18 protein-coding genes, 2 tRNA genes, 1 rRNA gene and 4 pseudogenes are annotated in these 25,517 nt (G+C 41.4%); 2 read left to right on the top strand and 23 right to left on the bottom strand.

Annotated elements, in window-relative coordinates; genetic code table 11:
* Positions 1–52: 52 nt before the first annotated feature.
* A complete protein-coding gene (locus C3Z13_RS08145; protein ID WP_103855591.1) occupies positions 53–253 on the bottom strand; it encodes a hypothetical protein in 201 nt (66 codons plus the stop codon).
* 77 nt (positions 254–330) lie between these two features.
* Positions 331–1,161: a PLP-dependent cysteine synthase family protein gene (locus tag C3Z13_RS08140; RefSeq protein WP_245872595.1), complete on the bottom strand. Its 831-nt coding sequence runs from the start codon at positions 1,159–1,161 to the stop codon at positions 331–333.
* Positions 1,162–1,296: 135 nt separating this feature from the next.
* Here C3Z13_RS08140 and C3Z13_RS08135 point away from each other — a divergent pair, with 135 nt between their 5' ends.
* Positions 1,297–2,694, top strand: a complete 1,398-nt coding sequence (locus C3Z13_RS08135) for an aminotransferase-like domain-containing protein (protein ID WP_103855590.1) — start codon at positions 1,297–1,299, stop codon at positions 2,692–2,694.
* A 67-nt stretch (positions 2,695–2,761) separates the two neighbouring features.
* Here the strand turns inward: C3Z13_RS08135 and eno are convergent, their stop codons facing one another.
* From eno to priA, 7 genes and pseudogenes are all read right to left on the bottom strand, one after another.
* Positions 2,762–4,063, bottom strand: a complete 1,302-nt coding sequence (eno, locus tag C3Z13_RS08130; protein ID WP_103855589.1) for a phosphopyruvate hydratase — start codon at positions 4,061–4,063, stop codon at positions 2,762–2,764.
* Positions 4,064–4,178: 115 nt separating this feature from the next.
* Positions 4,179–5,810: a glutamine hydrolyzing CTP synthase gene (gene pyrG / locus C3Z13_RS08125; protein WP_103855588.1), complete on the bottom strand. Its 1,632-nt coding sequence runs from the start codon at positions 5,808–5,810 to the stop codon at positions 4,179–4,181.
* Between the two features lie 243 nt (positions 5,811–6,053).
* The gene (acrB, locus tag C3Z13_RS08120) at positions 6,054–9,152 is read right to left on the bottom strand and encodes a multidrug efflux RND transporter permease subunit AcrB (protein ID WP_103854257.1); all 3,099 of its coding nucleotides are present in this window, start codon (positions 9,150–9,152) and stop codon (positions 6,054–6,056) included.
* Positions 9,153–9,166: 14 nt separating this feature from the next.
* Entirely contained in the window at positions 9,167–10,393 is a 1,227-nt protein-coding gene (gene acrA / locus C3Z13_RS08115; protein ID WP_103854258.1) for a multidrug efflux RND transporter periplasmic adaptor subunit AcrA, read from the bottom strand.
* 29 nt (positions 10,394–10,422) lie between these two features.
* A pseudogene (locus C3Z13_RS08110) lies at positions 10,423–10,988 on the bottom strand (TetR/AcrR family transcriptional regulator).
* A 171-nt stretch (positions 10,989–11,159) separates the two neighbouring features.
* Positions 11,160–11,961, bottom strand: a pseudogene (ftsN, locus tag C3Z13_RS08105) (cell division protein FtsN).
* Between the two features lie 217 nt (positions 11,962–12,178).
* Positions 12,179–14,365 (bottom strand): primosomal protein N', encoded by a 2,187-nt coding sequence (priA, locus tag C3Z13_RS08100; RefSeq protein ID WP_103855587.1) that lies wholly within the window; start codon positions 14,363–14,365, stop codon positions 12,179–12,181.
* A 203-nt stretch (positions 14,366–14,568) separates the two neighbouring features.
* Here priA and rpmE point away from each other — a divergent pair, with 203 nt between their 5' ends.
* Positions 14,569–14,781: a 50S ribosomal protein L31 gene (rpmE, locus tag C3Z13_RS08095; RefSeq protein ID WP_103855586.1), complete on the top strand. Its 213-nt coding sequence runs from the start codon at positions 14,569–14,571 to the stop codon at positions 14,779–14,781.
* A gap of 128 nt (positions 14,782–14,909) precedes the next feature.
* Here rpmE and paeA read toward each other — a convergent pair whose 3' ends face one another.
* The 14 genes and pseudogenes from paeA to rrf all read right to left on the bottom strand — a co-directional run bounded on the left by paeA (position 14,910) and on the right by rrf (position 25,452).
* On the bottom strand, positions 14,910–16,199 hold the full coding sequence (paeA, locus tag C3Z13_RS08090) for a polyamine export protein PaeA (RefSeq protein WP_103855585.1): 1,290 nt from the start codon (positions 16,197–16,199) through the stop codon (positions 14,910–14,912).
* 66 nt (positions 16,200–16,265) lie between these two features.
* On the bottom strand, positions 16,266–16,793 hold the full coding sequence (locus C3Z13_RS08085) for a DUF1523 family protein (RefSeq protein ID WP_103854264.1): 528 nt from the start codon (positions 16,791–16,793) through the stop codon (positions 16,266–16,268).
* A 39-nt stretch (positions 16,794–16,832) separates the two neighbouring features.
* A complete protein-coding gene (locus C3Z13_RS08080; protein WP_103855584.1) occupies positions 16,833–17,615 on the bottom strand; it encodes a TatD family hydrolase in 783 nt (260 codons plus the stop codon).
* A gap of 9 nt (positions 17,616–17,624) precedes the next feature.
* Entirely contained in the window at positions 17,625–18,617 is a 993-nt protein-coding gene (locus C3Z13_RS08075) for a DNA polymerase III subunit delta' (protein WP_103855583.1), read from the bottom strand.
* A gap of 5 nt (positions 18,618–18,622) precedes the next feature.
* Entirely contained in the window at positions 18,623–19,252 is a 630-nt protein-coding gene (tmk, locus tag C3Z13_RS08070; protein ID WP_103855582.1) for a dTMP kinase, read from the bottom strand.
* Position 19,253: 1 nt separating this feature from the next.
* The gene (gene mltG, locus C3Z13_RS08065) at positions 19,254–20,285 is read right to left on the bottom strand and encodes an endolytic transglycosylase MltG (protein WP_103855581.1); all 1,032 of its coding nucleotides are present in this window, start codon (positions 20,283–20,285) and stop codon (positions 19,254–19,256) included.
* Between the two features lie 174 nt (positions 20,286–20,459).
* Positions 20,460–21,693, bottom strand: a pseudogene (gene serA, locus C3Z13_RS08060) (phosphoglycerate dehydrogenase).
* Between the two features lie 21 nt (positions 21,694–21,714).
* Positions 21,715–22,373: pseudogene (gene rpiA / locus C3Z13_RS08055) on the bottom strand (ribose-5-phosphate isomerase RpiA).
* Between the two features lie 102 nt (positions 22,374–22,475).
* Positions 22,476–23,636 (bottom strand): radical SAM family heme chaperone HemW, encoded by a 1,161-nt coding sequence (gene hemW, locus C3Z13_RS08050; RefSeq protein WP_103855580.1) that lies wholly within the window; start codon positions 23,634–23,636, stop codon positions 22,476–22,478.
* Positions 23,636–24,235, bottom strand: coding sequence for an RdgB/HAM1 family non-canonical purine NTP pyrophosphatase (gene rdgB, locus C3Z13_RS08045; protein WP_281258784.1), 600 nt, complete (start codon positions 24,233–24,235; stop codon positions 23,636–23,638). The genes hemW and rdgB overlap by 1 nt, the downstream gene beginning before the upstream one ends.
* Positions 24,236–24,396: 161 nt before the next feature.
* Positions 24,397–24,768 carry a ComEA family DNA-binding protein gene (locus C3Z13_RS08040; protein WP_103855578.1) on the bottom strand — a complete coding sequence of 124 codons (372 nt, stop codon included), beginning with the start codon at positions 24,766–24,768 and terminating at the stop codon, positions 24,397–24,399.
* A 396-nt stretch (positions 24,769–25,164) separates the two neighbouring features.
* A tRNA-Trp gene (locus C3Z13_RS08035) sits at positions 25,165–25,240 on the bottom strand.
* Positions 25,241–25,248: 8 nt separating this feature from the next.
* Positions 25,249–25,325 (bottom strand) — tRNA-Asp (locus C3Z13_RS08030).
* An 11-nt stretch (positions 25,326–25,336) separates the two neighbouring features.
* Positions 25,337–25,452, bottom strand: a 5S ribosomal RNA gene (gene rrf / locus C3Z13_RS08025).
* Between the last annotated feature and the right edge of the window lie 65 nt (positions 25,453–25,517).

Raw genomic sequence — 25,517 nt, 5'->3', positions numbered from 1 at the left:
ATTTCTTTAATTTACAATGTGTTATCTTCATTTTTGTAGTATAGCATTGTTGCTAATCTACTACAGCCCCTAAAATATTTCTAGGATTATTTTTTGAAGCAGGATCTTTTAAAGAAAACGCATCTATATCATCTAATATCTCATCTATCAGTAAACTATTCCTTACATGTGGTAAAATTAATTTATAAGGAGAGCTACCACAGACTACCAAAATACTCTTAGCTACTATTCTTTCTATTTCATTTCTCAGCATATTTACCTACCCCTCATAGTTTTTCCATATAACTTCTTCCACTATCTGGAGCCACTGTAACTATATTAATAGAATTATCAAAATTTAGTAGATAATTTCAGAGCAGCTAAGATGTTTGCCCCAGAAGAAAGCCCTACAAAACCCCCTTCTGTTTTTGCTAATAATTTTATTAATTCTCTTACATCTTCAAATTTCACACTTATCATTCCCGATAAAAAAGCTTTATCAAAGAATGTAGATTCAACCCCAACACTAATTGCCTCTATTTTATGTGGATAAGTAAGATTACTAAAATAATCACACCCTTCTGGCTGAACCTCATATATCTTAATATTAGAGTTATACTCCTTTAACCTCTTACCAACTCCTCCTATTCTCCCTCCACTCCCAATTCCAGCAACAAAGATATGTGGATTATTTAAGCTATTTATGATTTCTAGTCCAGTACCTAAATAATGAGCTTTAGGATTTGATAAATTATTAAATTGATCTAAATGATAAAAGCCTCTATCATTTTCTAAAATTTCTTTTGCTAATTTTATATGTGAACCCACTCCCGATTTATGATCAGATAAAATAATATTAGCTCCAAAATACCTAAGAGTATTAATCTTTTCTTTACTAAAATTATCTGGAATTACCAACGTTAAGTTATATCCTTTAATTGCAGAAATAAATGCTAATCCCATACTGGTATTTCCGCCTGTAGCCTCTAAAAGACGAGTACCTTTCTTTATCAAACCTTTTTCCTCAGCGTCAACTATCATCTGATTAGCAACCCTAGATTTTATACTTCCTGCCGGATTAAATTCTTCTAGTTTTACATATACATTTGCATAGTTCTCACCGAAGATATTCTTTATTTTAATTAAGGGAGTATCTCCCATATAACAATTTAGTTTATGCATGGTTTATGCCTCTTGATAAAATGTGTGTTTACTATGTATTTACTATAAAAGATAAAACACATAGAATACCTATACAGTTTAGCGAATTATTCAATAACTGTTATGCCAGCACACCAATACAGTTTGGGGTTAATAATGAAAGAAAATACCAAAGTGCAACAAGTTTATGATTGGATTGTGGATAAAATCGAACGGAAGATTTATTTGCCTAATTATAAAGTACCATCAATACGTAGTTTAGCGAGTAAACTTAGCTGTTCGACTTTTACGATTTCACAAGCCTACGATCGTCTTGTTTCAATGGGATATTTAAACGCGTCATCAGGATCGGGCTATTTTGTTTGTGAAAGAGAAAATCACAATGAAAATATTGATATTTCTTCTGCATTAATTAAGAATGTATTAGATACAGGCTGGCTGATGAGCCATTTATTTGATGAACTCCCCGACGATAAAACGTCAGGAAGTGGATTATTACCGAATGATTGGTTAATAGATGAAGATACAATCAGAAATGCGATTAGAAAAGCAACAAAATCCGCTAACGAATTTATTTATTCTTACGGGCATATACAGGGTTATCCTTTATTAAGAGAATTATTTATTAAAAAACTTGATGATATAGGCATAAAAACCACAAAAGATTTCGTCATTACAATGCCAGGCGTTTCTTCTGCTATTCAGACCGTGCTGAAATGTATTACAAATGAAGGTGATTATGTTGTCGTTGATGATCCCAGTTGGTTCTGGTTGTTAGGTTGCCTACATCAATTGGGTTTAAAGGTTCTCAGCATACCAAGAAATAAAGACGGAGCTGATTTGATAAAATTAGAAGAAATATTAGCACAATACCGCCCCAAAATTTATATCACAAATAGCGTCTTAAATAATCCTACCTCTTTTAATGTCTCCCCCTCAATGATTTACAAAACATTAAATCTGTTAAACTCTTATGATTGTTATTTATTAGAAGATGATGTCTATGGCGAATTAGCAAATAATCAACGCATATTAAGGTATGCAACGCTTGATGGATTAGATCGTGTTTTTTATATTACGGGCGTATCAAAAGTTTTAGGTGCAAATTGGCGAGTTGGCTTTTTATGTCCTCCCAAACAATTTCTTGAACCAATACTTAGACAAAAAATGCTTTCTAATATGACGAGTACAGAATTAACCGAACGTAGTGTGTATCATATTTGGCTTCATTCGGAATATCATAAACATATTGAAAAGATGAAGCTCAAACTGATAAGAAAAAGAGAAATGATCATCTCACTTCTTCAAAAACTCGGTTTTGATTACTCAGAAGAAAATGCCTGTGGTATTTTTATTTGGCTTGATACAAAATGTGATACACAAAAGATGGCGACTGAAGCGAGAAAAGAAGGTTATTTACTTGCCCCTGGCTATTTATTTTCCGCTAATTTGCATTTTTCGACCTATCTTCGTTTGAATATTACAAGAACAACGGAAGAATTTATTTATTGGTTATACCAATATAGATTAAAACAAAAAGTTAAAATACTTTGATCTTTTCCATAAAAAAACCGCACTTTAAATAAGTGCGGTCTATTTTTAAGTTAAATTTCAATTCAAATTACGCTTGACCTTTAACCGCTTTTAATCCTAAGAATGGCGCTTTGTCGCCTAACGCTTCTTCGATACGGATTAATTGGTTGTATTTCGCGATACGGTCAGAACGGCTCATTGAACCAGTTTTGATTTGACCTGCTGCTGTACCCACCGCTAAATCTGCGATAGTTGCATCTTCAGTTTCACCAGAACGGTGAGAGATTACTGCAGTATAACCTGCATCTTTCGCCATTTTGATTGCCGCTAAAGTTTCAGTTAATGAACCGATTTGATTGAATTTGATTAAGATTGAGTTTGCGATACCGCGTTCAATCCCTTCTTTTAAGATTTTGGTGTTAGTTACGAATAAATCATCACCCACTAATTGAACTTTGTCGCCTAACACTTTAGTTTGGTAAGCGAAACCTTCCCAGTCTGATTCATCTTGACCATCTTCGATAGAAACGATTGGGTATTCTTTGCAAAGCTCTTCAAGGTAGTGTGTGAATTCTTGAGAAGTGAATGATTTACCTTCACCTTTCATTTCGTACATACCATTTTCTTTGTTGTAGAACTCAGATGATGCACAGTCCATTGCAAGGGTAACATCTTTACCTAATACATAGCCTGCTTTTTCTACCGCTTCTTTGATACAAGCAAGGGCTGCTGCATTTGATTCTAAGTTTGGTGCAAAACCACCTTCATCGCCTACTGCTGTGCTTAAACCTTTAGATTTTAATACTTTAGCAAGGTTGTGGAACACTTCAGCACCAATGCGTAGTGCTTCTTTTAAGGTTTTCGCACCCACTGGTTGGATCATAAATTCTTGGATATCCACGTTGTTATCTGCGTGTTCACCACCGTTGATGATGTTCATCATTGGCAATGGCATTGAGTAAACGCCTGGAGTACCGTTAAGTTCTGCGATCCACGCGTAAAGTGGCAAACCTTTAGATGCTGCCGCTGCTTTGGCGTTAGCAAGAGAAACCGCTAAAATTGCGTTCGCACCGAATTTAGATTTGTTTTCAGTGCCGTCTAAGTCGATCATAATTTGGTCGATTTCAGCTTGATTAGTGGCATCTTTACCCACTAAAGCTTGTGCGATTGGGCCATTTACCGCATCAACCGCTTTTAATACACCTTTACCTAAGAAACGAGATTTATCGCCATCGCGTAATTCTAACGCTTCGCGAGAACCTGTTGATGCACCAGATGGCGCAGCTGCAAGACCTACGAAACCACCTTCAAGGTGAACTTCTGCTTCCACAGTTGGGTTACCGCGAGAGTCGATGATTTCACGACCAATAATTTTAACGATTTTCGCCATTTTATTTTCCTCTTTTAAGTTCAAAATGAATTCTTGAAAAATCGGGCTTATAGTAAAGCGTTTTTCCGAATTTGTCTTGTTAAAAATAATGCTTATTTGATCCAAACACTACTTTTTAACTATTTTTCTGATGTTCTCTTGCCGCCTTCACAAAACCTTCAAACAATGGGTGTCCATCGCGTGGGGTTGACGTAAACTCAGGGTGGAATTGACAAGCCACAAACCAAGGGTGCTCAGGCACTTCAATAATTTCCACCAGTTTTTTATCCGCCGATAATCCGGTGACTTTTAAACCCGCTTTTTCAATTTGTGGCAGTAGAGTATTGTTTACTTCGTAACGATGACGATGACGCTCTTCAATGGTTTCTGCGCCATAGAGTTCACGCGCACGGCTACCTTCTGCGAGATGACATTGTTGCGCGCCTAAACGCATTGTGCCACCAAGATCAGATTGATCGTTACGGGTTTCAATATTGCCTTCCGCATCTTGCCATTCGGTAATCAAACCAACCACAGGCTGTTTGCAGTCTTTATCAAACTCTGTGGAATTGGCTTCTGTTAATCCCGCTTTATGGCGTGCGTATTCAATTAACGCCACTTGCATTCCTAAACAAATACCTAAGTAAGGAATGTTATTTTCACGCGCATATTGCGCGGTGCGAATTTTGCCTTCCACGCCACGATAGCCAAAGCCACCCGGTACTAAAATACCGTCTAAGCCTTTTAGCACATCGGTACCTTTGCTTTCAACATCTTCGGAATCTATGTATTTGATATTCACGTTTAAACGGTTTTTCAAGCCGCCGTGTTTGAGCGCTTCGTTAACTGATTTATAGGCATCAGGTAATTCCGTATATTTGCCTACCATACCAATGGTGACTTCGCCTGTTGGGTTAGCTTGCTGATAAAGCACTTGCTCCCATTCGCTTAAATCTGCCTCAGGGCAATCTAAATGGAAACGCTGACAAATAAACTCATCTAAGCCTTGCGATTTCAATAAGGCTGGAATTTGATAAATGGAATTCACGTCTTTTAACGAAATCACCGCACGTTCTGGCACATTACAGAACAAGGCGATTTTGGCGCGTTCATTCGGTGGAACCATACGATCAGAACGGCAAATTAACACATCTGGCTGAATACCAATAGATAGCAATTCTTTCACCGAGTGTTGCGTTGGTTTGGTTTTTACTTCCCCTGCGGTTGGAATATAAGGCACAAGGGTTAAGTGCATAAAAATCGTGCGCTCACGTCCCACTTGCACCGCAAGCTGACGCAAGGCTTCTAAGAAAGGCAAGGATTCAATATCCCCCACTGTGCCGCCCACTTCGACAATCGCGACATCGTGGCCAGCAGCACCGTCAATCACACGGGCTTTAATTTCGTTGGTAATATGTGGGATCACTTGAATGGTCGCACCAAGATAATCACCACGGCGTTCTTTGCGTAGCACTTCAGAATAAATTTTACCGGTGGTGAAATTGTTGCGTTTGGTCATTTTGGTGCGAATAAAACGCTCATAATGTCCTAAATCGAGATCGGTTTCTGCACCGTCTTGGGTTACAAACACTTCGCCGTGTTGGGTTGGACTCATTGTGCCGGGATCCACATTAATATAAGGATCCAGCTTCATAATGGTTACATTCAAACCACGGGCTTCTAAAATTGCCGCAAGAGATGCCGCAGCAATACCTTTACCTAGGGAAGAAACAACACCGCCCGTTACAAAAATATAATTGGTAGCCATAATTGAACCTAATTTGTTTGAGATGAAAGTTGATAATCATTGTAATAAGACGGGACGTTAGTTTACAGCAAAGGGCAATTTAACTCAATCATTGAGGCAGATTTTTTATTTTTAAAGTGCGGTGGTTTTTTCTCAGATTTTTATAAATCTTTCATAAAATCTCACCGCACTTCACCGCACTTGCACTTGTGTTCTGTCAATAAAAAAGCTACCCGAAGGTAGCTTTTGATTTTTAATGCTTAATTAATGCTGTGCATTATTTTCTAATGCGGGCTGATTTTCATCAAACTCTGGCAATGGTTTGTGTTCGCTTGCGATGTAAGTATAAATAACTGGCAAGATGAACAAGGTAAATAGCGTACCGATTGCTAGCCCTGCTACGATCACAATCCCGATACTAAAGCGAGAAACCGCACCTGCGCCTGTGGCGTAGAGCAATGGGATTAAACCTGCGATCATTGCTGCGGTGGTCATCAAAATTGGACGTAAACGCACTGTTGCGGCGGCCATAATCGCTTCACGGCGGTTTTTGTGGTGATAAAGCTGCTCTTCTTTTGCTACTTCACACATTAAGATACCGTGCTTGGTGATTAGGCCCACAAGGGTAATTAATCCCACTTGCGAATAAATGTTCAAGGTTGCCCCTGCCACGCCAAGCAAGCTGAATAAATTCAAGGCAAATAATGCCCCACTCACCGCAAGCGGTACGGAAATCATAATCACTAATGGATCGCGGATAGATTCAAATTGAATCGCTAACACTAAGAAAATGATAATCACCGCAAGGGCAAAGGTTACCGCTAAAGCATTTCCTTCTTGTACTAACTGACGGGCTTCGCCTTTGAAGTCGTAGTTATAGCCTTGTGGTAAATCCTGATTTGCGGTGTCTTGTAACCATTTCACCACATCACCAATACTGGTGGTTGGTGACGGCACAGCGCCGATAATCGCCGAATTTAACTGGCTAAAGCGCGGTAATGAACTTGGTTGTGATTCAAGGGTTACGGTTAAGAAACTGCTTAACGGCACAGATTCACCATTGCTTGCTTTCACGAAGTAGTTATCCATACTTTCTGGTGCAAGGCGATCTTTGCGTTTTACTTGTGAGATCACTTTATACGCACGGCCATCAATGTCCACACGAGTGATGGTGGCTGCAGAAAGATAGCTGCCTAAAGTCTGGCTAATTTGTTGCATTGATATGCCGTAAGTTCCCGCTTTCTCTTTATCAATGGTGATTTTCATTTGCGCAGTATCAAACTTCAACGCTAAAGTCGTGTACACAAACTGTCCAGAGTTTTTCATTTTATCAAGGAAAGCGCCTGCCACTTCAGCCAACTCTTTGTAATCTTTCGCAGTGCTAATCACAAAACTTACTGGCGGGCCTTGTTCCCCTGTTTCAATTTCAGGGAAGGCGAAACCACTGACCGAAATTTCTGGAATCGCTTGTGCTTTTTTGTTTAGCTCTGCTAACACTTCGCTTTGTTTTCGGCTACGCTCTTTCCAATCTTTCAAGGTAACTACGTTAAGTGATTGGTTAGAGGCTGGCGCGCCCGAAATAACCATAGAAAAGGCAACTTCATCAGTATTTTTTAAGATCTCTTCATAGCCTTTCATTGCCCCTTGTACATAATCCACATTGACATTTGCCGGCGCTGTACCCAAGGCAAGGAATGCACCTTTATCTTCCGCAGGGGTTAATTCACTAGAAAGAGAATTAAACAACATTGGCAAGGTGGCAAAAATCACTACGGCAAAGGCTAGCACGAATTTACGGCTATTCATCACGATACCAAGCACATATTCATAAGTGCGGGTCAATTTTCCTAAGGTATTTTCAATACGTTGCTCAAGTTTTGATGGCTCGGTATGCGGTTTGAGTAATTTACTACTCATCATTGGCGAAAGGGTTAATGCCACAATCCCTGAAATAAATACCGCACCTGCAAGAGTGAGGGCGAATTCTTTAAACAATGAACCGGTAATCCCACTCATTAATGCCATTGGGGAATATACTGCAATCAAGGCAATAGTCATTGAAATAACTGGCGTTGCAATTTCTCTTGTACCGATGATTGCTGCGCGGAATGGGGTTTCACCCAGTTTGATATGGCGATCCACATTTTCTAGCACCACAATGGCATCGTCCACCACCAAGCCGATAGCCAGAATTAAAGCCAGCAAGGTCATCAAGTTGATGGAGAAATCAAAGGCTTGTAACATCATTATTACCCCGATCAAGGAAATCGGAATAGTAATAACTGGGATCAAAATCGCACGGAATGAACCGATAAATAACGTGATCACAACCAATACGATAATGGTTGCTTCTAAAATGGTTTTTACCACTTCATCAATGGAGCTGTTAATCGCAATCGTGCGGTCATAAAGAATGTCCGTTTCAATGCTATCTGGCAAATTGCGTTTAATGCTTTCGTATAACGGACGAATATTTTCTGCCACCGTTAATGGGTTTGCCGTTGAGGCAGGATCAATGGCTAACACCACAGAATCTGAACCATTTGCCACGGCACGGCTGTCATCGCTTTCTTTGTTTAATTCCACATCGGCAATATCACGCAAACGCACGAGATTATCACCTTTTGAATACACGATCAGATTTTGTAACTGCTCTACGGTTTTGGTGGTAGTTTCCACTTTGTTTTTATACACCGTGAAATAACCGTTATCATTCCCCGCGGCGGTTTGCACGTTATTTGCTGATAACGCCGCCATAACTTCTGGCGCTGAAAGATTTTGTGATGCCATTTTTTGTGGATCTAACCAAATGCGCATTGCATATTGTGATGCCCCGAAAATTGACACTTTTGCCACCCCTTCTACGGTAAAGAACTGCGGTTTCACCACACGTTCAATATAGTCGGTAACTTGGCTTGCATCTAATTTGTTAGAACGGAAACTGATGTACATAATCCCCGATCCCCCAGTGGAAGACGTAATCGCAGGATCATCAATACCACTTGGTAAAGCAGAACGTACCGAGTTCACCTTCGCTAATACATCAGCTAGTGCGGCGTTTGGATCGGTATTCAGTTTCATTTTTACCGTAATAGAAGATACATTTGGACGGCTTTCAGAGGACATATAATCAATATTATCCGCCTGCGCCACTGCTTCTTCTAATTTTGACGTAATAAACGCTTGGATCAGATTGGCATCTGCCCCGGGGTAAGTGGTGGTAACATTAATTACCGTGGTGGTCATTTTAGGATATTCACGCACCGTCAATTTCGAAATGGCTTGCAGACCTAAAATCACAATCAGCAAGCTAATCGAAACCGCTAAAATGGGGCGACGAATAAATATATCTGTAAATTTCATTCGCTATTTCCTAATTAAAGATTGGTTTTCTTCACAGGTTCGCTTGTTCCCACGCCTGCTTTATCAGTAACAAACACTAAGCTGCCGTTACCGATGCGTTGCTGACCGCCTGTGATGATTAAATCACCCACTTTCACATCATCGCCTTTTAATTGGGCATAAATACCTTGGCGATCTTTGGTGAATACAGTGATTTGTTTGGCTCGATAGACTTTATCAATATCATCTTTGTGCGGGAATTTATCGTTATCTAATAGCTTCTGTTTATCTTCATCAGAAAGTGCGGTTAAAACGTAGGCGATTTCTCCATACATATTGTAGCTCACCGCCACTTGTGGCACGACAACTTGGTTGCGCTCTGTTGGCAAAGCAATGCGTAAACGGGTGAACATTCCTGATAATAATTTTTCGCCCTCAGGCTGATCAAAGGTCGCTTGCACATCAATTAAGCCTGTTGAACCATTAATTGCTGGCTCAATTGCGGTGATTTTTGCCCCAAAGGTTTCCCCTAACAAGGCGTCCGCCGTTGCAGTAACTTTTTGATCTAAGTGTAATTGCTCTAAGGAATTTTGTGCTACGGAGAAATCCACTTTCATTTGACTACGATCTTCCACGCGGACAATTGGGCTGCCTAAAGTAACGTATTGTCCTACGTTGACTTTCACAATCCCCGCTACGCCATCAAAAGGCGCAACAATTTGGCGGCGTTCAATGGTGGCTTTTAACGCATCAATATTCGCAACTAAGGCATCGTAACTGGCTTTGGCATTATCCAATTCCTGTTGCGACACACTTTTGGTTTTATAAAGATTGAGATAGCGTTGATAGGTTTGTTTCACCGAAGAAAGCTGCGCTTGCGAAGCCGATAAATTTGCCTGTTCCACTGAGCTGTCTAACTGCACTAACACATCGCCTTTTTTCACAGTTTGGCCTGATTGCACCAATACTTTAGATACCATACCTGCGGTTTGTGCGCTTAGCATTGCCCCTTGATTTGGACGAACCAAACCTGTGGTTTCAATCACTGGCGTCCATTCTCTCGCTTCTACTTTCATTGCCGTAACTGGGTTGGCAGTTTCTGGCATACTTGCCAAATATTGACCAATCATTTTTCCTTTAAAGATATTTGCCGCAATCATTGCAATAAAAATTAATGCCGCCACGATGAGGATCAACTTCACCCAAAAAACGTGCGAACGCTTTTGTGTTTTAGGCTGAACGGGTTGAGTATTAAGACTCATAAAAAAACTCCATAATAACTATAACTAAACTATTTTTGCATTGATCGCCAAGTTCTTATAATAACTTCCTCTAAAATATCATTTTCAACTTCAGTTTTTATAAAAGCATGATCGTATGCTAAGTTAATCGCACTTTCTAAACCTAATGAAAATAATATTTTCGGCGGTAAATCACATAATACTCCGGCTTGATTTGCTTTTTGGCAAAACGCATACCATAGGGTTTGTTTTTCCTGTTCCATACAAATTTGATAGAAATCAGGTAAGGATAGATATTGGCTCATATTCACCACAATCATTGGATTGTTTTGTAAATAATGCCAAATGTTCCACCACATTTGACGATATTGTTCAAAGTGCGGTTGGTTTTCATCGTAATTTTTTCTAATTCCTTAGAAAAAAGGGTGAACACCCTGCGAGCAAATTCCTTTAGCAATTCTTCTTTACTTTTGAAGTAAATATAAATTGTTCCCGCAGAAATATTGGCTTCTTTGGCAATTTTGTGCATCGACAAATTGTGCAATCCACCTGCTGCCATCAGCCGTTCTGTGGCCAAAAAGATTTGCTCGGTCATCTCATTTTCAGATTGACGCATTGAAATAACCTTAAAAAATTGAAAAAAGAAGTACAAACAGTAAAAGAATGGACTGAATGAACGTTCGTTCATTTTAATGATTTTTTATTTTAACGCAATAAATAAATCAAAAAATAAGCGAAAAAAAGCCACCTTTTGAAAGGTGGCTGATGAGATTTAGTATTTCAAATTTTACATTCCAATCAACACACAAGTGGTGATTGACTTCGCCTTTTCAAGCGTCTTTTGCGTTGTTGTGCGATCCCCCACTGGACCAATTACCACACGATTCCAATCTGCGCTGCTATTTACACGCGCATTAAACCCAGCTAACACAAGTTTGGCTTGAATATTTTCTGCTTGTTGACGATTTTTAAATGCGCCACATTGCAAGCCATATTTTTCTCTCCGTTGGTATTTTTTGCGACTGCAGTTTCCACTTTCTTCGGCGCTTCTTCTTTTTCACCGTTTCCGCTTTTTTTTGCTTTCTTCTTTTACTTTCACGACAGGTTTTGTTTCTACCACCATAGGCTTGCTTTCCATCACGCTGGCTTTGGCTGGCTCTGGTTTTTTCGCCGCTTCTCTGGCGGCCTGTTCTTCAGCTTTCTTGCGTTCTTCCGCTTGCTTTAAGCGCGCGGCTTCAGCGGCCTTTTGCTCTTTTTCCATTTCGATTAGCACTTTTTTCTGCTCTTCTGTTAAACGCATATTTTTTTCCAACGATTTTGGATTATCGTCCACAGGCACAGTACGCGTTTCCAAGGCTTTAATGTAGCTCCACACTTCTTCAGGTGGCGTTGGCAAGACACTTTTTGGGGCTTTTTTCTCTGGTGTTACTAACACGGGGGCGATTTCATTAGATTTTCTTTAATAAGAATAATCCCGCCACGAAAATACCGATCACTAATGCTGCAATGCCTAAAATCAGCGATTTATTTACTTTTTTTGCTTTTTTCTTTGGTTTGCCTGTACGGCGAGCATAATCACGTTGAGCCACAATAAAACCTTATATTTAAAAGTGCGGTGGAAATTTACGCTAAATTTGCTTTCGGAAATAGCTTAATTATTAGCTATGGAAGATTGCGATTAAATTGAATGATGAATAAAAAATCAAGATCATTATTCAATAAAACGGATTAGAAAATAAATTTCCCCTAATTTCGTCCGATAAAAATTATCCCAATTCTACTGAAAAATAAGGGGAATGGCTAGCGCTAACTTAGATCTAAAGGGTCGATGTCTAAAATCCACCGCACTTGGTGAGCCTTTTGCGGAATATGCGCTTTAAACTGGCTTAACACTTGTTGTAATTTGGCTTTGGAAGTATGTTGTAACAATAATTGCCAGCGGTAAAAACCTGCTTTTTTACTAAAGGGCGCGGGCAATGGGCCGTAAATTTGCAAGCCTGCCACATTTTGTTGTTGTAGCTGTTCGGCAATGTGTTGTAAAAACTGCTCCGCTTCTTCGCTATGTCGGCTCTGCGCGCGAAATAAGGCTTGTGCGCTATAAGGAGGCAGCCCCATTTGTTGGCGTAACTGCAAGGCTTGCTGAGCAAATTCGCCATAGCCCTCTTTTAACAAGGTGCGTAATAAGGGATGATCGGGATAGTGCGTTTGCAGCACCACTTGCCCGTGTTTTTCACCGCGCCCCGCACGCCCTGACACTTGCACATAAAGCTGGGCAAGCCGTTCTTCTGCACGAAAATCCAAAGAAAACAAGGCGTTATCCACATTCATTAAGCCCACTAAGGTAACATTAGGAAAATGATGGCCTTTTGCGAGCATTTGCGTGCCAATTAAAATCTGGCTTTTGCCTTGCTGAATATCTTGCAAATGCTGTTCTAGCTTGCCTTTGCGCGCGGTGCTATCGCGATCAATGCGGGTTACCACATAATCAGGAAAGCGTTGTTTTAGGGTTTCTTCCAGCTGTTCTGTGCCAAGCCCTGTGGTCATCAAATGGGTTGAACCACAATGCCCACATTGCATTGGAATGGGCTTTTGTGAGTTACAATGATGGCAGCGCAACACACGTTGATGTTGATGATAAGTGTAAGGTTTTTCGCAATGCTGACATTCGGCAATCCAACCGCATTCGTGGCAAAACAACACGGGCGCAAAACCACGGCGGTTTAAAAATAACAACACTTGATTGCCTTGCTGTAAATGTTCCTGCATTTTGTTGGCAAGGGCATCTGACAAGCCATTTTGCATACGCTGATGTTTCAGATCGATAACAAATTGCTGAAGTGCGGTGCTATTTCCTGCCCTTTTTTGCAAAATAATGTGCTGGTATTTACCTAATTTCACGTTATTTAAGCTCTCAAGGCTTGGCGTTGCCGATCCTAATAAAATGGGAATATCCAGCTGTTTGGCATACACCACGGCGAGATCCCGCGCGTGATAACGCCAGCCCTCTTGCTGCTTGAAAGAACTGTCGTGTTCTTCATCAATCACGATCAAACCAAGATCGGCAAATTGGGTAAACAGTGCCGATCTCGTGCCAATAACCACCGCACTTTGTCCCGATTTTGCTCGTTGCCAAGCCTGCAAGCGTTGCGTATCGTTCAAATTAGAATGTAGCACATCAATTTCCACATTAAAACGTGCTTTAAAGCGTTGCACGGTTTGCGGGGTTAAGCCAATTTCAGGCACAAGCACCAGCACTTGTCGCCCTTTTTTCAAGGTTTCTTCAATGCTTTGTAAATAGATTTCCGTTTTGCCCGAACCCGTTACGCCATCAATCAGCCACGCCGCAAAGCCTTGATGAAATAAAATTTGCCCTAGCGCCAACGCCTGTTCTTTATTTAAGCGATGTTTATTTTGCTCATTCACAATCGGCTGTTCAATATCTTGCCAAGGGCGAATTTCCGCCAGCTGTTCTTTTTCTACCACATAGCCTTTTTCTTTCAGGCTCTGCCAAATGCTCGCAGAAAAGGGATTCTGCCCTTTTTCCATAGGTTGCGTGGCCAATAATTGCAAGGCTTCTTGCTGTTTCTTAGCGCGTTTCAGCAAATTCTCACGCAAGGCTTGCTCGCCTAATTCTGTAATATGGAAAAAAACTTGCGAATTTTGCACCGCACTTTCACCCTGCCGCAATTTCACTGGCAAGGCTTGGAATAAGGCTTCCCCCAAGGGCGCTTGATAATAATTCGCTGCCCAGTGAATGAGCTGCCACACAGGTTCGTTAAATAAATTTTGTTCATCTAGCACGCTCAAGATCCCTTTGAGCTGTTTTGGTTCGATCTCACTTTCAGTGGGAAAATCCACCACGATCCCCACTCGTTTTTGCGTTCCAAATGGCACAACCACGCGCCCACCCACCACAGGGCTTAAACCTTCGGGCAGAAGATAATCAAAAAATTGGAACAACGGCACAGCCAGCGCCACACGAACAAGTTTCATTATGCGAGCCTTAACAAACAAAAATTGCCCTTATTATAGCGGAATAATCTAGCCCCTTGAATATTCCTTTTTTTTCGGTATAATTCGCGGTTTGAATAAACGATCCTGTTTATGGTGATTCACTATAAACGTAATATTAACCACACTCGGTGCTAAATTCAGTTTTAGAGAGCGGAGTGGCTTCAAATTGAGGTTTTTCTATTATGCAACAAGCTATTCATCCAGAATACAAAGAAATTACGGCAACTTGTTCTTGCGGTAACGTAATCAAAACTCGTTCAACTTTAGGTAAAGATTTGAACTTGGATGTGTGCAGCAACTGCCACCCATTCTACACTGGTAAACAACGTGTTGTTGATACTGGTGGTCGTGTTGAACGCTTCAACAAACGCTTCAGCATTCCAAGCACAAAATAAGATTGTTGATGATAAAAAACCCTACAAAAGTAAGGGTTTTTAGTTTGTAGTAAAATAATAGATTGAGCAAACACTGGCAGCTTACCGCTCACGTTCTTTTCAGCTCACTGCCTTATCTCACCTTAATCCTATATATCCTTTCTTAAAGACACCATCAGCTGATCAATTTTAAAATTCTCGGTATCAATAATTTCAAATTTATATTTGTCGTATAGCACAAAATCCGTTTTCTTTGGAATTTTGCGTAGCATATACATCATAAATCCGCCGATAGTTTCGTAGTTTTCCGCATCAGGAAAGGCTTCAATGTCTAAGGCTCGCATTACATCTTCCAAAGGGGTTGCGCCGTCAATCAGCCACGAACTTTCGTCACGGCGGACGATTTGCTCTTCTTCACTCGACACCAATTCGCCCATTACGATGCTCATCACGTCATTTAAAGTAACAATGCCCACTACTAAGGCATATTCATTGACGATCACAGCAAAATCTTCACCCGCAGATTTAAACAATTCCAACACTTCAAATAAGGATAAGGTGTCAGGAATAAATAATGCTTTGCGCAAAATCCGTTGGTCTGTGAGAGAAACCTGCTGTTCTTGCAAATACAAGGTGAGCAAGCTGTGCGATTCAATATAGCCTAAAATTTTATCTAGCCCATTATCACAAATCAGCAATTTAGAATGAGGGTTAGATTTAATGGTTGCTATCACTTTTTCGCGATCAAAAGTGCGGTCTAAAAAAACGATATTTTCGCGCGTGGTCATTGTGGAAGTCACCGTGCGTTCTTGCATATCAAAAATATTTTCGATCAAATAATGTTCTTGAGCTTTTAGCACGCCTGCCTCTGCCCCTGCGTCCATCAGTGCCACAATATCTTCAGGGGTCAGGTTATCTTCTCGCACGGTAGAAATACGCAATAAGCGAAATACGCCGTTGGCAATAGCGTCAAACAGCCACACGATAGGCTTAAATAAGAAAATGCAGAATAGCATAATGCGTACGGTGCGCAACGCGACAGCTTCAGGATTGGTCATTGCAAGGCGTTTAGGAATCAGATCCGCCAGCAAAATAAACGCAATGGTTACAATGGCAAAAGACAACCAAGAGGCGGCACTTTGCAACCATTCTGCGTGACTATATTGGGCAAGTAATTTTTCCAGTACAGGACTAATGGCACTTTCGCCAATTACCCCGCCCAAAATTGCCACCATATTCAAGCCAATTTGCACCACGGTGATAAATCGCCCCGGTTGTGCTTGCAGTTGTAGCACTAATCTTGCACGGTCATCACCTTCATTTTCAAGGCTTTGTAGCTTTAACTTTCTTGCCCCTGCGAGGGAAATTTCTGCGGAAGAAATCACCGCACTTATGCCAATTAAGGCAGCCAAACTTAATATTGCTTCAAATAATCCCATTTTTATTATCCTTAGACAAAAAATGGTGCATCACAAGATACACCACTTTCGCCTTACTTTTGATGCTTATCGTTCGCTATCAAACCAACCACGCACGAATTGGATTGAGAAAAACAGCGTAATCAACAAGAAGAAGTAAAACACATAAGATAAAATCGGGTAAGATGCGCCCTCATCTAACGTTACTTCTTTGATTGATGTAGCATTACGGAATTCATCAAATAACACTAAACGCCAGCCATAATATTTCACTTGCACCAATTTATGTTCCACCGCAAAACTTTGCGCTTTGGCTTGTAAATCTGCCGAACCAAATTTGAAATAGAACGGAAAGCCCCAACGTGTATCTTCATTGCGGTACACCATTACCTTATCTTCATTCGGTTTTTGTGTATAAATATAATACACATCACGAGTTGGGCCGTCTGCTGGATTGGATTTCGTGATTGGGCCATCTTTGTCCACACGTTTTACTTCCACCCCAGTAACGCGGGTTACGTCATAATGTGGGGTAACGTAGTTCACAAGGGCGAACAAAAAACCGTGGAATAAAAAGATGATCAAAATGAAAAAATATTTAAAAAAGCGGCGCATTGTTTCTTCCTCCTGCTAAAGTAATTCTTTAGTGATGCTTTATTGTACCTGAATTTTGAACAAACGCTCAAAATTTTGTGTGGTAATTTGGGCGAATTCCTCGCTAGAAAGCCCTTTTAAGGTCGCCACATAATCGCACACTTCTCGGGTATAAGCTGGTTGATTTTGTTTACCACGATAAGGTACGGGCGCAAGATAAGGGCTGTCGGTTTCCACCAGCAGGCGATCTAACGGCACTTGACGCACCACTTCACGCAGTTCTTCCGCATTTCTAAAGGTAATAATACCTGAAATGGAAATGTAAAAACCCAGATCAAGGGCTTGTTTTGCCATTTCCCAATTTTCCGTAAAACAATGCAAAACACCACCGCACTTTTGTGCATTGTTTTCTTTCAACAGTGCAATGGTATCTTCTCTTGCTGCGCGCGTATGCACAATAATCGGCTTGTTCAACGCATTCGCCACGCCAATTTGGGCGGCAAACACCGATTGCTGTTGAGCTTTATTTTCCACACTGTAATAATAATCCAAGCCCATTTCCCCAATGGCGATAACTTTATCGTCTTGCGCCAATTTTAATAGGCGATCAGCGTCAAAGGGTTCATCATCTAAATCTAACGGGTGAACACCGCAAGCCAGTGAAATTTCCGAAAAGGGTTTTAAGGTATCGTACATTTGCTCAAAACGTTTTAAGGTTACCCCCACCGCAAGCAAATGCTGCACGCCACGTTGCTTGGCTTTTTGCACCACATCGGCAACATTTTGGTGTAAGTTTTCATAATCTAATGCGTCTAAATGACAATGACTATCTACAATAAACATTTTACTTTCCTAATAATTTTGTTCAGGTTCAAAAACCTCTGTAATCAGGCGTGTTAAACCATCAAGCAAGATAATTTCTTGATTCACACCATTAATTTGTAATAAATCCGACCGCACTTGCTGCATAATTTGGCTGGCTTTTAGCAACCCTTGCGCGCTCTGCCTTTGATTAAAACGAGCAATAGCTTGCAAAAAATCCGCCTGCACCCACTGTTCAGGCACATTCAGCTTCATTTTCAATGCATCACGCAAAAAGGCACTGAGCCAATCTAACTGCTGAAATAAGATCTCTTTTTCAAAGTGCGGTAATAATTCCAGCGGTGAACGGCGCATATAAAACTGCCAAAATTGGCGTAACAACTGCTTGCGTTTTTCCAATAATCCTTGCTGTAACATATCCAAAGCAGAAAGGGGGCGACCGTGCGAAACCTCAAGTGCGGTGCGAATTTCTTCGATTTTTCCTGCATTCTGTGTTTCTAGCCAAGCCAAAGCTTCCGCTTCAGGCGGATTTGGGATAAGCCAAGGTTGGCTACGGCTATAAATTGTCGCCAACAAACTGGCAGAAAGATCCGCTTGAAGCAGGAAATAAGTTTGCTCAGTGGGTTCTTCCAAGGTTTTCAGCAACGCATTCGCCGCAGATTCCGTCAGGCGATCCACCTGTTTAATCATAACAACTTTATTGCCACCCTGCTGTGAACGCTGCGCGACTTTTTCATTCACTTCACGCACTTGGTCAATGCCAATATCCTTATTTTCAATGGGTTCAAGCAGATAAAAATCAGGGTGATTGCCTGCATTAAACAGCTGACAGCTATGGCACGCACCACAAGGTTGGTTGCCCTTTGGCGATTGGCACATTAACCATTCCGCCACGCCACGCACCAGCTCATCGTCGCCAATGCCCTGCTCTGTTTTAAACAGCAAGGCGTGATGACCATAGCCCTGTTCAAAGGCGTTGATGATTTTGTCGTAATAAGGTTGCAACCAAGGATAACGTAACATAAGTTTTATTGATGATTTTTAACGAAATTTTGCACCGCACTTTGAATATCGGCACGCACTTTTTCAATGGGCTGTTCCGCATTGATGATAACTGCTTTCGGATCGTCTTTCACCAATGCCAAATAACGCGCTCGCGTACGTTGGAAAAAGGCGATTTCCTGCTGCTCAATACGATCCAACTCACCACGCCCTCTAGCTCGCGCCAAGCCGATTTCAGGATCGAGATCTAAATATAACGTGAGATCAGGCGAAAAATCCCCTAACACCGTTTGCTTTAAGGATTGCAATAGTTGTGCATCAATTTGTCGCCCTCCTCCTTGATAGGCTTGGGAAGATAAATCGTGGCGATCGGCCACCACCCATTTGCCTGATGCAAGGGCAGGTTTAATCACATTTTCCACCAGCTGAATACGTGCGGCATAAAGCATTAACAGTTCCGCCTTATCGGTTACCGGTTCTTCCGTTTCATATTTGATCAAATGGCGTAATTTCTCCGCCAACGGCGTGCCACCGGGTTCACGAGTAAACACCACATCGTCAATGCCTTCGCAAGCTAGCACTTCCACAATGGCATCACGCGCGGTGGTTTTGCCTGCCCCTTCTAGCCCTTCGATCACAATAAATTTGCCAGTCATATTATTTCCCACTTTTTTGTTGGCGATACCAACGCAGATATTCTTGCACAGCTTGATTGTGCTGCTGTAAATTTTTGCTGAATTTATGTCCGCCCGTGCCATCGGCCACGAAATATAAAAATTCCGTTTTCTCAGGGTGTGCCACGGCCTGCAAGGCACTTTCTGTTGGCATTGCAATTGGCGTAGGCGGCAAGCCGTCAATCACATAGGTGTTGTATGGCGTGGCTTCTTCCAAATCCTTACGGCGAATATTGCCATTATAACGCTCACCCATTCCGTAAATCACGGTTGGGTCGGTTTGCAATTTCATCTTTTTATTCAAGCGGTTAATGAACACAGAAGCCACTTTGCCACGCTCATCATTCAACGCGGTTTCACGCTCAACAATAGAAGCCAAAATCAGCATTTCATAGGCATTTTTTAGCGGTAAATCAGCCTCTCGCTCAGCCCACGTTTTTTCTAGTAAGGCTTTCATACGATCTGCCGCCCGTTTCAATAAGGCTAAATCGCTCGACTTCGGCGTATAGCTGTATGTATCAGGATACAACCAGCCCTCAATTTTATGCGGTAAATCCGCCGGCAAATCCAATAATTGATAAATTTCTTCTTCCGTTTTATCTGCTAAAGTTTGTTGCAAATAAGGGGCTTTCGCCAACGTTTTACGCCAGGTTTTGAAGGTATCCCCTTCTAAAAAACGCACATTCAGTTGCACTTCTTTACCGCTATTTAAACGTTGCAACAAATCCGCCACCGTCTTCACCCCCTCAAGGGAATAGGTCCCCGCCTTGATTTTGTTTAACTCGGGCTTAAGCTTTAACAACCACGGCAAATAGGTGGCATCATCAACCAGCTTTTCTTGCTCCAACAACTTCGCTAATTTCGCCCCCGTCGTGCCACGCTCCACCGTTAATAACTGATCCGCCTGCACATTCACAGGGTGCTGCACCCATTGCGTTAAGTGCTGATAACCCCAAAACGCAGCCCCACCAATCAAGAGCAACAAAAACAAAAGAAAAAGGAAAAATTTTTTCATCATCAATCCATCAATCAAAAAATTGAGGGCAAGTGTATCACAGACGGGCAGATTTTCAGAATGTTATGAAAAAACAAGAATAGGGTAAAAACAAAGTGCGGTGAAAAAATTCATAAAATTTCCACCGCACTTTTCTTTTTTCGTTAAGCTTAAAATCCAAACCCTAACAAACGATTAATACAACACCCTCGCACGAATTGTGCCGTCAATTTCGCGCAGTTGTTGTAAGAGTTGTGAGCAGTCATCAGTTTCCACATCAATAACCACATAACCAATTTTCGGATCGGTTTGTAGGTATTGGGCGGCGATGTTGATATTTGCACCGACAAAAATTTGGTTGATTTGGTTTAATACACCTGGGCGGTTTTCGTGAATGTGCAACAAGCGTTTTGTTCCGCTATGCTCAGGCAAGGACACTTCAGGGAAATTCACCGCAGAAAGTGTTGAACCGTTGTCGGAATATTTCACGAATTTACTCGCCACTTCCGTACCGATATTTTCTTGAGCTTCCGCCGTTGAGCCACCAATATGTGGGGTGAGAATTACGTTATCTAAACCGCGTAACGGTGATACAAATTCTTCATTGATAGAAGCGGGTTCAACAGGGAACACATCTAACGCTGCCCCTCGCAACTTGCCCGCTTTTAGGGCTTGTGCTAGAGCATCAATGTCCACCACCGTACCACGAGCGGCGTTAATTAAAATGCTCCCTTCTTTAAGCTGGGCGATACGCTCGGCATTTCATTAAATTTTTCGTAGAAGCATTTTCAGGCACGTGCAAAGAAATCACATCGCAGCTGGCAAGTAATTCTTTTAATGAGCCTACCTGCTGCGCGTTACCCAATGGCAATTTGGTTTCAACATCATAAAAATAGACATTCATACCTAGCGATTCCGCAATGATACTGAGCTGTGAGCCAATATGTCCATAGCCAACAATCCCTAATTTTTTACCCCGCACTTCGTTAGAACCTGATGCAGATTTGTTCCATAAACCACGATGCACTTCCGCATTAGCTTGCGGTACATTACGCATTAAGAGCAAAATTTCGCCTAGCACCAATTCTGCCACCGAACGAGTATTAGAAAATGGGGCATTAAACACGGGGATACCACGCATTTTCGCCGCTTCAAGATCCACTTGGTTGGTGCCGATACAAAAACAGCCCACGGCGATGAGTTTGTTGGCACATTCCAATACATCAGCGGTTAAATGCGTGCGTGAACGAATGCCTAAGAAGTGAGCATCTTTGATCACTTCTTTTAATTCTTCTGGCTCAAGGGCTTTTTTGTGATACTCAATATTAGTGTAGCCTGCGGCATTTAGCACATCAACGGCATTTTTATGTACGCCCTCGAGCAGTACAAATTTAATTTTAGATTTATCCAGTGAAACTTTGGTTGTCATTTTGCTCTCCATAATCAAAAATTATTCAATAATTTCTGTACCTTGTGGTGTGCCGACAATCACAATATCCGCACCACGCAAGGCAAAATTCCGTTGGTAACCACACCTGCCACGTTATTTAAGGTTTTTTCCATTTCGATTGGATTTAAAATTGGGAAATTATACACATCTAAAATCACGTTCCCGTTATCCGTTACCACCCCTTCGCGATATTCTGGCGAACCGCCTAAACTCACTAATTTACGCCCCACTTGTGAACGTGCCATTGGGATCACTTCCACTGGCAAGGCAAAGGTTGAGCCTAGCACGTCCACTTGTTTGCTTTGATCCACAATGCAGATAAATTTTTTCGCCAGTGCGGCAACAATTTTTTCTCGCGTTAATGCTGCGCCGCCCCCTTTGATCATCATTTTTTGTGGGTTGATTTCATCAGCGCCATCAACATAAATATCCAAACTTGACACTTCATTGGCGCTAAATACTTCAATGCCTTGTTTTCTCAATAATTCTTCTGATGCTTTAGAGGCCGCTACCGCCCCTTTAATTTCATCTTTCATTGCACCAAGAGCTTCAATAAAACAATTTACCGTTGAGCCACTGCCCACGCCCACAATCGTATCCGGTTTAACATATTGCAATGCCGCTTGTGCTGCTTGCTTTTTCATTGCGAGTTGATCCATATTCTTTCCCTTTATTGATAAAATCTGTGTTCAAATTTGCTCTAAGTAAACGTTTGCGAACAAGGCATCTACTTTAATCCCATTCACGGGCAGATACAAGCCCTATTCAGGTAAAAACTCTGTTAACAATTCGTTTAAAAACAGCTTACCCTGCTCGGTTATTTGCCAAGTGCGGTGGTTTTCTTGAATATATTTTTGTGATTTAGCCCAATCAATTTGTTCCGCGATCACATCACAGGATAATCCCGTCAAATTCTCAAACTCAATTTTGGGCACAGTCTCAAGCAAGCGAAAACGGTTCATAAAGAATTCAAAAGGACGCTCATTAAGGGGGATTGGCTTTTCTTCATATAAATATTCCCCACGCATATAGCCTTTCGGGTGCTTAGTTTTAGAAAAACGCAAAATATCGCCATTCGGGAAAGTCAATTTTCCGTGCGCACCACAACCTATCGCCAAATAATCGCCAAAGCGCCAATAATTCAGGTTATGACGACACTGATCACCGGCTTGGGCATAGGCAGAGGTTTCATATTGCCCATAGCCTGCTTGGCTTAAAAGCTGATGACCTTGCTCGAAAATATCCCATAGCGCGTCATCATCAGGCAATGTAGGCGGACGATAGGCGAACATTGTATTTGGTTCAATGGTGAGCTGATACCAAGAAAGGTGGCTCGGCTCAAGAGCGATAGCTTGGCGTAAATCATCTAGCGCTTGCGTAAGAGTCTGATTTGGTAAGCCGTGCATTAAATCTAAATTAATGCGTTTAAAGCCCGCATCTTTTGCCATTTGCACCGCGCTTTTTGCTTCCTCAGAATTATGAATGCGCCCTAAGCGTTGCAATTTTTCATCATCAAAACTTTGTATGCCTAAAGAAAGGCGATTCACCCCTGCTTCCACATAGCCTGCAAAACGACTCGCTTCTGCCGTGCCAGGGTTGGCTTCTAAGGTGATTTCAATATTTGGCGCAAAGGGAATTTGCTGTTCAATGCCTTGCAATAATTGCGCGATGCCTTGTGCTGAAAATAAACTTGGCGTGCCACCACCAATAAAAATGGAATGTAGCGTTCGCCCACCAATGCTTGCTTGGTAGCGCGCCAGATCTTGGCGTAAATCAACCAACAAATGCGCGATATATTCCTGTTCGGGAATGCCGCCTTTTTTCGCGTGGGAATTGAAATCACAATAAGGACATTTTTGCACGCACCAAGGGATATGCACATAAAGACTTAATGGGGGAAAAAGCGGCGGAAAAACTTGCATTATTTTGACCGCTCTTTGGCTTGTAAGCGTGCTTTTAACACGCCTAATGCGCGTGCGCGATGTGAGATTTGTTTCTTCTCTGGCATATCAAGCTCGGCAAAAGTGCGGTCTTTTTCAGGATAGAAAAACAGGCTGTCATAGCCAAAGCCATTCTCACCTTTTTCTTCAAAAGTGATTTCGCCAGAACATTCCCCCTCCGCAATAATTGGTGAAGGATCGGTTTCGTGTTGCAATAAGACAATACAGCTCACAAACTTCGCTTGGCGTTCGCTGGCTGGCACATTAGCTAATTTTTGTAATAATTTTTTACGATTTTCAGCATCCGCTTGCTTTCCATCCACACCAGCATAACGTGCAGAATATAACCCCGGTTCACCATTGAGAGCATTCACCACTAATCCGCTATCATCAGCAATGGCGGGCAAACCTGACATTTTGGCTGCATAACGCGCTTTCAATAAGGCATTTTCCACAAAAGTTAAGCCTGTTTCTTCGGGGCTTTCAATGCCTAAATCCGTTTGTGCGATCACTTCAAAGCCAAAATCTGCTAGCACATCGGCCATTTCCCGCACTTTGCCTTGATTACCCGTAGCAAGCACAATTTTTGTTTCATTGTTGATCCTTATAAATAAAAAGGGCGACCACTAAGTCGCCCTTGTAACACTCATTGAGAGGAAACCAGATAATGATCTCCATTCAGCTATAATATGTTTATGCATATACTTAGTGTGATTAGTATAGTGCATTTTAATTATGATCTCTATTTGCCATCTTCACTAAATGATAAAGGATCGATACGTTCTCTGTTTTTTTCTAATGTTGCTTTCCCAATGCCTTGAACCTCTAACAGCTGTTCTATCGCGGTAAATTTGCCGTGTTTCTCTCGATATTCAATAATCGCTTCAGCTTTTTTCGCACCAATACCAACCAACGAACGTTGAATATCACTCGCTGTAGCGGTATTGATATTCAATTTTTCGCCAATGAAAGATTTCTCTTTGATTGTATCCGTCAAAACTTGAGCGGTACTAGAACTGACTTTTTCATTTGGTTGAGACTGAGCCACAACAGAAAAGCTACTTAACAAGCCTATTGATAACAACAAAGAAGATAGAACTGTCTTAATTTTCATTACGGTTTTCCTTATTCATAGAAACAAAAAGTATAAATACTGAATAAATCAGTAGTGATACTTTGCATCTCAATACAAAAACTCGCAAGAAAAGCACCGCTCTTTTGCGATCACGATCGTAAAAATAAACGGAATAAATAAGGCAATTTGATATAAGAAGGTACAAAAATAAACACGTTCGGCTTAGATTGTAATCGCCTTAATTCATACTAAACATTAACAATGTGCAAAATACTGCCCTTTAATAGGTTTAGCCAAAAAATATGGAAGTATAGAAATACAAAAACTCTGATAACCATCATTCTTTTCAAATTATGATAATTTCAGAAAAGCAAAAGAAAACTAAACTTAAAATATAATGAAAAAATTGGACTAATAAGGAAATTTTATATCTGATGGCAGGGGCGGAGAGGCTCGAACTCCCAACACCCGGTTTTGGAGACCGGTGCTCTACCAATTGAACTACGCCCCTAAATGAAGTGGCGGAACGGACGGGACTCGAACCCGCGACCCCCTGCGTGACAGGCAGGTATTCTAACCAGCTGAACTACCGCTCCGCAAAATTGATAATTGGCAGTGACCTACTCTCACATGGGGATTCCCCACACTACCATCGGCGTTACAGCGTTTCACTTCTAAGTTCGGCATGGAATTAGGTGGGTCCGCTACACTATAGCTGCCAAAAAATTTTATTTTGTTAATTTACTTAAATGAAAATAAATTAACAAAATAATACCTGGCGGTGTCCT

This window comes from Avibacterium endocarditidis, assembly GCF_002921145.1.
Lineage (GTDB): Bacteria > Pseudomonadota > Gammaproteobacteria > Enterobacterales > Pasteurellaceae > Avibacterium > Avibacterium endocarditidis.
The sequence above is the reverse complement of the archived record's forward strand: the minus strand, read 5'-3'. Positions and strand labels throughout refer to the sequence as shown.

Bases quoted from the DNA above. Each gene is read 5' to 3' on its own strand.
- C3Z13_RS08145 (WP_103855591.1), bottom strand. From the start codon at position 253: ATGCTGAGAAATGAAATAGAAAGAATAGTAGCTAAGAGTATTTTGGTA.
- C3Z13_RS08140 (WP_245872595.1), bottom strand. From the start codon at position 1,161: ATGCATAAACTAAATTGTTATATGGGAGATACTCCCTTAATTAAAATA.
- C3Z13_RS08135 (WP_103855590.1), top strand. From the start codon at position 1,297: ATGAAAGAAAATACCAAAGTGCAACAAGTTTATGATTGGATTGTGGAT.
- eno (WP_103855589.1), bottom strand. From the start codon at position 4,063: ATGGCGAAAATCGTTAAAATTATTGGTCGTGAAATCATCGACTCTCGC.
- pyrG (WP_103855588.1), bottom strand. From the start codon at position 5,810: ATGGCTACCAATTATATTTTTGTAACGGGCGGTGTTGTTTCTTCCCTA.
- acrB (WP_103854257.1), bottom strand. From the start codon at position 9,152: ATGAAATTTACAGATATATTTATTCGTCGCCCCATTTTAGCGGTTTCG.
- acrA (WP_103854258.1), bottom strand. From the start codon at position 10,393: ATGAGTCTTAATACTCAACCCGTTCAGCCTAAAACACAAAAGCGTTCG.
- priA (WP_103855587.1), bottom strand. From the start codon at position 14,365: ATGAAACTTGTTCGTGTGGCGCTGGCTGTGCCGTTGTTCCAATTTTTT.
- rpmE (WP_103855586.1), top strand. From the start codon at position 14,569: ATGCAACAAGCTATTCATCCAGAATACAAAGAAATTACGGCAACTTGT.
- paeA (WP_103855585.1), bottom strand. From the start codon at position 16,199: ATGGGATTATTTGAAGCAATATTAAGTTTGGCTGCCTTAATTGGCATA.
- C3Z13_RS08085 (WP_103854264.1), bottom strand. From the start codon at position 16,793: ATGCGCCGCTTTTTTAAATATTTTTTCATTTTGATCATCTTTTTATTC.
- C3Z13_RS08080 (WP_103855584.1), bottom strand. From the start codon at position 17,615: ATGTTTATTGTAGATAGTCATTGTCATTTAGACGCATTAGATTATGAA.
- C3Z13_RS08075 (WP_103855583.1), bottom strand. From the start codon at position 18,617: ATGTTACGTTATCCTTGGTTGCAACCTTATTACGACAAAATCATCAAC.
- tmk (WP_103855582.1), bottom strand. From the start codon at position 19,252: ATGACTGGCAAATTTATTGTGATCGAAGGGCTAGAAGGGGCAGGCAAA.
- mltG (WP_103855581.1), bottom strand. From the start codon at position 20,285: ATGAAAAAATTTTTCCTTTTTCTTTTGTTTTTGTTGCTCTTGATTGGT.
- hemW (WP_103855580.1), bottom strand. From the start codon at position 23,636: ATGCAAGTTTTTCCGCCGCTTTTTCCCCCATTAAGTCTTTATGTGCAT.
- C3Z13_RS08040 (WP_103855578.1), bottom strand. From the start codon at position 24,768: ATGAAAATTAAGACAGTTCTATCTTCTTTGTTGTTATCAATAGGCTTG.